The sequence below is a fragment of the Pseudogracilibacillus sp. SO30301A genome (genome assembly GCF_037072025.1).
Lineage (GTDB): Bacteria > Bacillota > Bacilli > Bacillales > Amphibacillaceae > Pseudogracilibacillus.
In genome coordinates this window covers 1-2,551 of the sequence record NZ_JAXHDD010000112.1, presented here as the reverse complement: position 1 = coordinate 2,551, position 2,551 = coordinate 1, and the positions used below count along the sequence as shown (strand labels likewise).

At 30.3% G+C, this 2,551-nt stretch carries 4 protein-coding genes; all 4 read left to right on the top strand.

The window, feature by feature from the left end; translation table 11 throughout:
• Positions 1-234, top strand: a 234-nt coding sequence (locus tag SPD89_RS22555; protein ID WP_336264196.1) for a hypothetical protein, incomplete at its 5' end; no start/stop codon positions are given.
• A gap of 499 nt (positions 235-733) precedes the next feature.
• Entirely contained in the window at positions 734-856 is a 123-nt protein-coding gene (locus SPD89_RS22550) for an aspartyl-phosphate phosphatase Spo0E family protein (protein ID WP_336264195.1), read from the top strand.
• A 537-nt stretch (positions 857-1,393) separates the two neighbouring features.
• A complete protein-coding gene (locus SPD89_RS22545; RefSeq protein WP_336264194.1) occupies positions 1,394-1,954 on the top strand; it encodes an ABC transporter permease in 561 nt (186 codons plus the stop codon).
• Between the two features lie 290 nt (positions 1,955-2,244).
• The coding region (locus SPD89_RS22540; protein WP_336264193.1) for a response regulator at positions 2,245-2,551 on the top strand (307 nt) is incomplete at its 3' end.

Here is a 2,551-nt window from a genome sequence, read left to right as displayed (position 1 = left end):
TATATGAAATCTGACAGAGTGCCAGAAAATTTATTAATAGGCGAATTAAGTCGGAAATTATATTTTGTGGAACTGGAACAAAAATTACTTAGTATCACTTATAGTCTGGCTTCGGATAAAGTATATACATTAGATCGTGCCATACCTGAATTAATAGAAATTATTAATCTAATGGAATTGGAGCAGCAAGCTATAATGATTGAAATTAATCGTATAAGAGAATTATCTGATTAAAATTATAATGTAGCCTTTAAACATACACTCCTATAATTTAATCACCTTCTTCATTCGATGACTTATTTAGTTTAAGAAATTAAAAATATCACTGCTTGTTAGCTATGATATGAACAAGTGGTGATTTTTCATGATCCCGTTTTCATTTTATTATTTAACTTTATAACAAAGAACTACTCTTAAAAATATGCATTTACTTTTTATCCTTTTTCTTAGCGTTCTCCATTTCAATTTCTACACTAAACTTTGGGAACTGCTTTTTAAAAGATTTTACTATCTTTGTCGTTTTATTAACTGTATACTTTTCTACTTCACGATAAGGTATCCTATTCCATTATCCTCAATTTTTCCATGATTCAAATCTTTAAGAAGACTTTTATTGAAATAAGTAATAAACAATAATAATTTAAATTTTGTGTATCACGTAAAGAACAGGAGTTTAAAAAGTTTTGAGTGCAAAAAAAGAATTAAGAAAAAAATTAAAGTTTTTTAAAAAAAGATGATTCGAACCAGTGAAGAAATGGGAATAAATCATCCTTTAACCATACAGATTAGTCAAGAATTAGATAGGTTAATTAATGAATTAATTAATGAATATATGAAATTGACACAAAAAAAATAACATTACATAAAAAGCTTGTGCAATATTATTGGCTATTTGGGACTTCAAGTTAACCGATTTTTTAGGCATGTATATCATTTAATGCTTTTGTTTATAGTTTGTAAGCGTCATCATAGTAAGGCCCAATCTGTTATTGAAAACTGGGAAAAATTAGTAGTGAGCTGTATGGTGAGTAGGACATTTTCCCTGAATTAGTTTATCACCAATGATTTCCCAAACCACATCGTCTGTCATCCAATCCATACAAAATTCTATTTCATTTTTGACAAAAGCGATACTAAGATCTCTAAGCAGCTCTTTTTTAGGTGAGTTTCCACAATTCTCAGCGCATAATGCATTGGCGTCCATAATGCCCATTTCAATCGTATTTAAATGGTATTTAACGTTATTTCCTGTAGAGGAAGCGTTGAGCTATATACTGCCGTATACATCCTCTACATTAGAAACATTTAGTATGATGATTATTTATTCGGTGATCTTTACAGCTATAGCTACTTTTATTTATAAAAAAATTGAAATATGAATGGGGTGATAAAAATGTATCAGATTATAATAACAGAGTTTTTAAAACTAAAACGTCAAAGTATTATTTGGATAGGTATCATTGCAGTTTTTATTTCAGCTGTTTTAGCTGCTTTTCAATCGAATAGTGGTGAAGGTTCGGTTACCTATGAATTCTTTTACAATAATGTGATTTGGAATAATTTTAGTTTAGCTTTTCCGTTTATGATTGTATTAATCGGAGGCTATTTAATCAATCGGGAATATACGGATCAGACACTGAAAACGATGCTGACAATTCCTGTTTCCTTTCGTAAAATGTTGATTGGAAAAATGATAGTGATTGGCATATTAACTCTATTGTTTGGAGTAGCCAGTTTCATTATCTCCATCTTGCTTTCCATAATATTTGGTTTTGGGGGATTCTCTGCATCCATTTTATTCAAGGCACTTTATCAAATTATGGCGACTGGGTTCTGTAACTATTTAGCAGTATTACCAATTATCGCTTATTTCAGCAGAAAGAAAGATAGCTTTTTTGCAGGTGTAGGATTGGCCTTCTTTTATGGATTTTGCGGTATTTTTGCTGCAGGATGAAATTTAAACGATTTTTATCCTATTACCTCTGGTTTAGGATTGACTCGGTATACAAATATAGACTTAAGTGCTACGAATCCAATTATCGGAATCAGCTCTTTACTACTTATGGTTTTCCTTACCTTTCTTATTATCCTGAAGTCTCCTGATTATGAGAAGGTAATGGCTGACTCAGGAAAAAAGAAGAAAGTAACTAGAAAAGTGAAAAAGGCACAATAAAAGGTGTTAGCCATAGTCTGTAAGATACGCTAAATATAAACACTTAATGAATTAAAAAGTTGGGTGATTTTATGCATAAAATATTGATCGTGGAAGATGTAATAGATATCGCAAGTACATTAAAAAGCCATATTGAAAAATATGAATATGAGTGTCAAATTGTTGGAAAATTCAAAAAGGTACTAGATGTTTTTCAAGAAATAGAACCACACTTGGTTATAATGGATATTAACCTTCCTGCTTTTGATGGCTATTATTGGTTACGAAAAATAAGACAAGTATCTACATGTCCTATTATGATACTGTCTGCCCAAATGGGTGAAATAGATCAAGTATATGGTTATGAAAATGGTGCAGATGATTTTATCATTAAACCAT

Bases quoted from the DNA above. Each gene is read 5' to 3' on its own strand.
- SPD89_RS22550 (WP_336264195.1), top strand. From the start codon at position 734: ATGATTCGAACCAGTGAAGAAATGGGAATAAATCATCCTTTAACCATA.
- SPD89_RS22545 (WP_336264194.1), top strand. From the start codon at position 1,394: ATGTATCAGATTATAATAACAGAGTTTTTAAAACTAAAACGTCAAAGT.